8 protein-coding genes are annotated in these 7,118 nt (G+C 43.6%); 5 read left to right on the top strand and 3 right to left on the bottom strand.

Going from position 1 to position 7,118, the window contains the following annotated elements:
- Positions 1 to 75 precede the first annotated feature (75 nt).
- The 4 genes from VIP81_RS20650 to VIP81_RS20660 are packed head-to-tail and all read left to right on the top strand — an operon-like array spanning position 76 to position 1,699.
- Positions 76 to 498, top strand: a complete 423-nt coding sequence (locus VIP81_RS20650) for a polymer-forming cytoskeletal protein (protein ID WP_331965620.1) — start codon at positions 76 to 78, stop codon at positions 496 to 498.
- Positions 467 to 694: an AtpZ/AtpI family protein gene (locus VIP81_RS33800; RefSeq protein ID WP_414649357.1), complete on the top strand. Its 228-nt coding sequence runs from the start codon at positions 467 to 469 to the stop codon at positions 692 to 694. The genes VIP81_RS20650 and VIP81_RS33800 overlap by 32 nt, the downstream gene beginning before the upstream one ends.
- Positions 687 to 1,073: a hypothetical protein gene (locus VIP81_RS20655; protein WP_331965623.1), complete on the top strand. Its 387-nt coding sequence runs from the start codon at positions 687 to 689 to the stop codon at positions 1,071 to 1,073. Before VIP81_RS33800 ends, VIP81_RS20655 begins: the two co-directional genes overlap by 8 nt.
- A gap of 5 nt (positions 1,074 to 1,078) precedes the next feature.
- A complete protein-coding gene (locus VIP81_RS20660; RefSeq protein WP_331965626.1) occupies positions 1,079 to 1,699 on the top strand; it encodes a SprT-like domain-containing protein in 621 nt (206 codons plus the stop codon).
- Here VIP81_RS20660 and VIP81_RS20665 read toward each other — a convergent pair.
- The 3 genes from VIP81_RS20665 to VIP81_RS20675 form a co-directional block, all read right to left on the bottom strand.
- Positions 1,696 to 2,625 carry a M20/M25/M40 family metallo-hydrolase gene (locus VIP81_RS20665; RefSeq protein ID WP_331965629.1) on the bottom strand — a complete coding sequence of 310 codons (930 nt, stop codon included), beginning with the start codon at positions 2,623 to 2,625 and terminating at the stop codon, positions 1,696 to 1,698. The genes VIP81_RS20660 and VIP81_RS20665 overlap by 4 nt on opposite strands.
- A 137-nt stretch (positions 2,626 to 2,762) precedes the next feature.
- A complete protein-coding gene (gene yidC, locus VIP81_RS20670; RefSeq protein WP_331965632.1) occupies positions 2,763 to 4,616 on the bottom strand; it encodes a membrane protein insertase YidC in 1,854 nt (617 codons plus the stop codon).
- A gap of 337 nt (positions 4,617 to 4,953) precedes the next feature.
- Positions 4,954 to 6,600, bottom strand: coding sequence for a CTP synthase (locus VIP81_RS20675; protein WP_331965635.1), 1,647 nt, complete (start codon positions 6,598 to 6,600; stop codon positions 4,954 to 4,956).
- 335 nt (positions 6,601 to 6,935) lie between these two features.
- On the opposite strand from VIP81_RS20675, the gene VIP81_RS20680 reads away from it, so the two are divergent.
- A partial coding sequence (locus VIP81_RS20680; RefSeq protein WP_331965638.1) for an acyl-CoA thioesterase occupies positions 6,936 to 7,118 on the top strand: 183 nt, incomplete at its 3' end.

A 7,118-nucleotide genomic window follows, 5' to 3' on the forward strand; every position in this document is an offset into this window, starting at 1 on the left:
ATCTAAATGCATAAAGAACAAATATTTAATATTTTATTTATATTACATCAATAAACTTGAAAAACCTAACTCCCTATGTTTAATAGCAATCAGAAATCGAAAGGTGACAGCAAATCCATGTTACCTACATCCACTGTTAACATTATTGGCAATGGCACTAGTATCCAGGGTGATATTGTTTGTGAAGGCGACATCAGAATTGATGGCCAGGTAAATGGACTGGTATCTACCAAAGCGAAGATAGTGGTAGGTCCTGAGGGTGAAATTGTTGGTGACCTGGTATGCCAGAGCGCAGATATCCTGGGTAAAGTAACCGGTATTATCAAGGTGGAAGAATTATTGTTCTTAAAAGGCAATGCATTGGTAAAAGGCGATGTTTACACCGCTCATTTTGAAATGGAGCCTTCTGCTAAGTTCAATGGCCGTTGCTACATGGACGATCAGCAGCCGGCAGATAATCAGAAACATGGAAAATCCGTCCTCCAGGAAGCAGAATAATAATCGTAATCCTTTATTACGCTACGCCGGATTAGCCTTTCAGATGATGGCTACCTTAGGTTTGGGTGTGTTTGCAGGTTATAAACTCGACCAGCGGATCGGCTGGCGGTTCCCTGTATTCCTTATCATTTTTTCTTTAATTGCATTAGCCATACTTTTGTGGCAAATTATAAAAGACACCCGACGGCATGAGTGATAGATTTTTTATACGGTTATTCGCAGTTTTTGGAATTATTAACGGACTTCTGATCATATTCAAACCCAGGTTGCTGGACCTAGGCACACATGTGAATGTGCTGATGGCTGGTAACCTGATTATGGCAATTATTTCCCTGGTGTCTTACCTGATGGGCCGCCAGGGACTCGCTTCCTCCAATCACAATGCTTTTATCCGGGCTGTTTACGGTTCCACCCTTACGAAACTCTTTCTTTGTGTAATAGGTATTGCTACCTATGTGCTTATTTATAAGCCCAATGTGAGCAAGTTGACTATTTTCATGCTGTTGTTCCTGTACCTGGTATATACTGTATTTGAAACACTCAGCCTTTTCCGGCTGACGAAGCTAAAAAAATAATCTATTTGAAAAAAGAGGCGCCCCTGAATGCTTTAGCGTCCTACTTACCCGAAGGTACCTTCGGACAGGTCATGGATTTTCTAACCACCTACAAGGTTCATCTGACCGTTTCCCGTGAACGGTCCAGCATACTTGGCGACTACCGTCACCCGGATGGGCAGGGTAAAGGGCACCGGATCAGTATCAATGGCTCCCTGAATAAATACGCCTTTTTGCTTACACTGCTGCATGAAATTGCACATCTGACCACCTTTAACAAATACGCCAACCGTGTAGCCTCACATGGGAGGGAATGGAAACAGGAGTTCACTTATATCCTGCATGGATTTGTAGGTAAAAGCCTGCTGCCACCGGATGTGGAAATGGCCGTGCGTCAGAGCATGACGAACCCGGCTGCCAGCTCCTGTGCAGATGAAAACCTCATGCGGGTGCTGAAGAAGTATGATAAACAGAAAGAAAATCACTTTTTCGTAGAGCAGGTACCACTCAACGGATTGTTTAAAACCAAAGACGGGCGTGTATTCCGGCGGGGAGAAAAAATAAGAAAACGCTACCGCTGTGAAGAGGTAGCGTCTAACAGATGGTATCTTTTTAGTCCTGTATATGAGGTGGAACTCGTTGCCTAGCTCTTCTCCCCTACATAATGTAATACCGGGAAAGCCATTGCACGATCAATCAGCTGTATTTCCAGTTGCAGCACGCTGGCCTCTGATTTGGCCTGTAACTTAGGTGCATCATCTGTAGGTTTGTGATAGTCGTCGTGCCCACCGGTATGGAAAAACATCACCGGAACACCATTTACATAAAAATTATGATGATCCGATGCGCCTTTGCCGGCAGCATCTGTAAAGAATTTAATACCTGGTTGCTTCACATCTTTGAAAACAGCCGGCCATTCTTCCGCACTGCCGTAGCCTCCAATACCAATGCCTCTTTCCGGATTATAACGGCCAATCATATCCATATTGAGCATAAAATGCATATTGTTCAAAGGCATGAGCGGATGGGCAGTATAATACTTAGAACCCTGTAAGCCCAGTTCTTCTCCCCCAAAAGCAATGAAAAGAAAATTAAACGGTTCCTTACCCTTATTTTTTACGTAGTGGCGCGCCAATTCCAGTAAACCAGCTACTCCGGAAGCATTATCATCTGCCCCGTTATGAATTTGTCCGATCGGGTATTTACCATCAAATAAAGCAGCGGTGCCCAGGTGATCATAGTGAGCGCCAATGATAATCGTACGTGCGGCCCCGTTATCCAGGAAGCCAATTACATTGCGGCTGGGAATATTTGTATGTGCTTTTTTATCGAAGGTAAAATCCTGGAAATAGCTGCCGTCATTCACAGTTTGCAGGCCCAGTTTTTTAAACTGTTTCGCCACATAGCGACTGGCCTTCATGCCTCCTTTTTCTGCCGTGCCCCTGCCTTTCAGCTTATCGGAGGCCAGATAATTTACGATGCCCTGAATCCGGGCGGCATCAGGAATCGTATCCTGTGCGAGTGCGCTGGTGCTGATACCTGCGGCGCATACTAATAATAACCAACTCTTCATATCCTTCTTTTGAGCTGAAAGCTGAAAGCAGAAAGCAAAAAGCTATTATGGAGGATGTGTAAGCGGATATTATTCCTGTAAATCTCCTCCATAATAGCTTTTTGCTTTCTGCTTTCAGCTTCTATTTTAAACTAATCCTATTTTTTCTTTTGTTGTACTTCCTGCTGGCGCTTCTGCACTTCTTCCAGTTTCTCCTGCCATTTGGACTTACTCTTTGGCTTCTTCTTATTTTCCTGGATCTGCGCGTGGATTTTATCATGGTTAATGATAAACTTCTGAATAACAAACTGCAACAGGATACTGATCACGTTGGACAGGAAGTAATAGAAGGTCAGTGCCGCAGCCAGGCGGTTGAAGATACCAAGTAACATGATCGGCATTACATAAGGCATGTACTTCATTACCGGGTTGCTCTGATCGGTCATTCCACGGTTGTAGAAAGCCAGGATCAAACTGGTAATCGTCATGAGGATGGTGAACAAGCTCACGTGACCACCGTAGAAAGGAATGTCGAACGGCAGGTTCAGGATAGAGTCGTAAGTAGACAAATCCTTTGCCCACAGGAAGCTTTCCTGACGCAGCTCAATGGATGACGGGAAGAAGCTATACATCGCTACCAGGATAGGCAGCTGCAGTAAGGCTGGTAAACATCCGCCCAGCGGGTTTACACCGGCGCTCTTGAACAGTTTCATTTGTTCAACACCAAAACCTTGCTGATCATCACCAAATTTAGCTTTCAGGGCATCAATTTCTGGTTTCAGCACTTTCATTTTAGCTTGTGATACGTAGCTCTGGTAAGTGAAAGGAGCTATCAGCAAGCGAATGAAGAGGGTAAGCAGGATAATGATGATACCATAGTTGCCAATAAATCCACTCAGGAAGTTAAACACCGGGATAATGATAAAGATGTTTACATACTTCACGAAAGCGAAGATACCAGTACCCAGCGGAATGATTTTCTGCAGGCCAATATCAAATGATTTCAGTGTTTTATAGTGGTTAGGACCATAATAAATTTCTATTGGGAAAGAGAAATCATTAGCACGGCTATACGGAATCTGTATCGTGGTAAATGTTTGACCAACGATATTCGGGCTTTCCGGTACTTTGGTATTTACATCCGCGTTATTGAAAAGCGCACCTTTAGCAATCAGGGTAGTATTAAAGAACTGTTGTTTTACGCTCACCCATTTGATTTTGTTTTCCAGTTTTTCATGACTGGTACGGTTCAGGGTGAAGTAATCGTGCTTATCATTTTCCAGCATGTAGTGCACCTGGTTATTCAGGCGCTCGTTCTGCATGTCATGTTCCTGTTTTTCGTCCTGTGCATTCCACTGCAGGTTCAGATAGTTCTGATTGCCAGGGAGCAGTCCCTGGAAACCAACCGCATGAATGGTATAATCTACCACATAGCTGCCTGGTTTAAGGGCGTAAACGAATTCGAGGTAAGAAGCCGGGTTGCTGGTATTGAGGCGGTAAGCGATAGACTTTACGCCACCTGCCAGTTCCTGTGGTTGTCCGGCGATGAAGAACAGGTCAGCACTATTCAGTACTTTGGTTAAGCTGGCTGGTACTTCCACTGATAAGCGGTCGAACGAGCTTTGCAGCAGCATTAATGGAGCACCGTCGTACGTTTTGTATTGTTTCAGTTGTACAGATGCTGGTTGACCTCCTTTATTGGAAAAGGTGATTTTCACCACATCATTTTCCAATATGGTGTTTTGCACATTGCCGGTGGCGGCAGCGGCAAAAGTACCAAACTCTCCACTCAACAGTGCCTGATGTGCTGAATCCAGCTGTCCACCGTTGGCAACAGCAGCAAGACTGGCTGTATCTGTAACCGGAGTAGTTTTAGGCTTGTTAAGTTCTGCTATGGAATCTTGCCTGGCTTTTTCCCTTGCGGCTCCTGCCTGTTGTTTCTGATTGAAGAATATGTATCCTACCAACAAAACGCCCAACAGTAAAAACCCAATGACCGAATTTCTATCCATGAAATGCAATTAAAATTTAGGCAGCAAAGGTAAGCATGATTTTATGAATTGACCATGCTTTTTAGGTGAAACCCCTGTTAATTGCGGTTAAAATAATAAATAAGTAAAGAAAATGTGTATGTAGCTGATAATCAGCGCTATTTTTTGTCTTTCCCAGGATTATACTGATTTAGATGATTTTCCGGATTTTTGTTTTTATGATTTTGTAAGATTTAAAAAGATTGGGGAAGATAAAAGCGGATATCGCTTTCATCTTCCCCAATCCTTTTTATCAAAATATAATCCGGGAAATCATCTAAATCAGTATAATCCTGGGAAAGACAAAAAACCACACACGTTACTTCGCTATCGATTCTTCCAGTTTCGCTTTACCATTCTTGCTTTCAGCATATTGCTTGGCAGCTTTGATAAAGGATACGAATACCGGTGCAGGGCTTTCCACGGTGCTTTTCAGTTCCGGGTGGAATTGAACCCCTACGAAGAATGGGTGTGTTGGCAGCTCTATAATTTCAACGAGGCCACTTTCCGGGTTTTTACCGGAGAGTACCAGTCCTGCTTCTTCAAAATCTTTAAGGAAATCGTTATTGAACTCATAGCGATGACGATGTCTTTCGCTGATGGTTGTTTTGCCGTAGATTTCTTCTGCTTTGGTGCCTGGTGTGAGTTCACAGCTATAAGCGCCCAAACGCATGGTGCCACCTTTAGCGGTTACTTTCTTCTGCTCTTCCATGAGGTTGATCACCGGGTGAGCGGTATCTGGGTTCATTTCTACGGAGTGAGCATCTTTCCAGCCGAGTACATTACGTGCGTATTCCACCACACTCATCTGCATACCCAAACAGATACCAAAGAAAGGCAGCTGATTTTCGCGGGCATACTGAATAGCCACGATTTTACCTTCAATACCGCGGTGACCGAAGCCTGGGGCTACCAGGAGACCATCGAGGTTTTTCAGTTTTTCGCATACATTTTCAGGTGTCAGGTGCTCAGAGTGGATGTTTTGTACAATTACCTTGCATTCATTCAGGGAACCGGCATGAATAAAGGATTCCAGGATGGATTTGTAAGCATCCTGTAATTCTACATATTTACCGATCAGACCAATGGTTACTTTGGATTTCGGATATTTCAGTTTATCCAGGAATTCGCGCCATTTGATGAGTTCCGGTTCTTTTTCTACTGGTAATCCTAATCTTTTCAGCACAGAAACGTCCAGTTTCTCGCGCATCATTTCCAGGGGTACTTCGTAAATAGTAGGTACGTCATTGGCTTCAATCACCGCATCTACCTGTACATTACAGAAGAGCGCGATTTTCTTTTTCAGATCGCGGTACAGTGGTTCTTCTGTACGGCAAACGATAATATCCGGATGTACACCGTATTCGCTCAACAGGCGTACAGAGTGTTGCGTAGGTTTGGTTTTCAGCTCTTTTGCCGCACGCAGGTACGGAATGAGCGTGAGATGTACTACCAGGCAATCTTCTTCTCCCAGTTCCCATTGTAACTGACGAACTGCCTCAATGTAAGGGAGTGATTCGATATCACCCACGGTACCACCGAGTTCAGTTATCACGATATCGAATTTACCATCTTTGCCCAACAGGAGAATACGACGTTTAATTTCGTCTGTAATGTGAGGGATTACCTGTACGGTTTTACCGAGGTAAGCACCTTCTCTTTCCTTGTTGATTACTGTCTGATAAATACGGCCGGTAGTAACATTATTGGCCTGGGACGTAGGCGTATTCAGGAAACGCTCATAGTGCCCAAGATCCAGATCGGTTTCTGCGCCATCCTCCGTTACATAACATTCACCATGTTCATAAGGGTTTAACGTACCCGGATCCACATTGATATATGGATCAAATTTCTGAATAGTCACTCTAAAGCCGCGTGCCTGCAATAATTTTGCAAGTGAAGCAGCTATAATTCCTTTACCCAAAGAAGATGTAACACCTCCTGTAACGAAGATATATTTTGCCATAAAAACTAAAATTCAGCTAAGAATACTTGACCTATAAACGGGGAAGTGCCGGACTGCATTTGGTGTAAAACCGATCAAGTAAACAACTTCCGAAGGTCATGCAAAGTTACACAAATTTGCTTCGCTCCCAAGTTTTTTACGCAATCGCTTTATTTGTTTGTTAATTTTTGAGAGAATATCTTCAGCTCTCATCACTTATCTACAGGGCGTTTTAAAGAATTTTCAAGTACAGGAAATTATTTATTAAAAACCTTTATCCGGCGCTCCGTGTCCCGGAAATGCCTACACCACTATAAATATATAAACAGTAAATTTGCGTCCGAAATACATAAAAGATGACTTTAACGCCAAAGAGAGCTCAAGACTCGCTGATACAGATGACCGAACTGGTTTTACCGAATGATACCAATACTTTCGGGAACCTGATGGGCGGCCGTTTGATGTACTGGATGGACATTGCAGCCGCACTGGCCTGCATGAAACACTGTAGTGCGCCCGTAGTAACCGCTTCCGTAGAT

Origin of the sequence: Chitinophaga sp. (assembly GCF_036566945.1) — a bacterium.
Classification (GTDB): domain Bacteria; phylum Bacteroidota; class Bacteroidia; order Chitinophagales; family Chitinophagaceae; genus Chitinophaga.

What these genes read in the sequence shown, in the direction of transcription:
- VIP81_RS20675 (WP_331965635.1), bottom strand. Translation starts at nt 6,600, where the DNA reads ATGGCAAAATATATCTTCGTTACAGGAGGTGTTACATCTTCTTTGGGT.
- yidC (WP_331965632.1), bottom strand. Translation starts at nt 4,616, where the DNA reads ATGGATAGAAATTCGGTCATTGGGTTTTTACTGTTGGGCGTTTTGTTG.
- VIP81_RS20650 (WP_331965620.1), top strand. Translation starts at nt 76, where the DNA reads ATGTTTAATAGCAATCAGAAATCGAAAGGTGACAGCAAATCCATGTTA.
- VIP81_RS20655 (WP_331965623.1), top strand. Translation starts at nt 687, where the DNA reads ATGAGTGATAGATTTTTTATACGGTTATTCGCAGTTTTTGGAATTATT.
- VIP81_RS33800 (WP_414649357.1), top strand. Translation starts at nt 467, where the DNA reads ATGGAAAATCCGTCCTCCAGGAAGCAGAATAATAATCGTAATCCTTTA.
- VIP81_RS20665 (WP_331965629.1), bottom strand. Translation starts at nt 2,625, where the DNA reads ATGAAGAGTTGGTTATTATTAGTATGCGCCGCAGGTATCAGCACCAGC.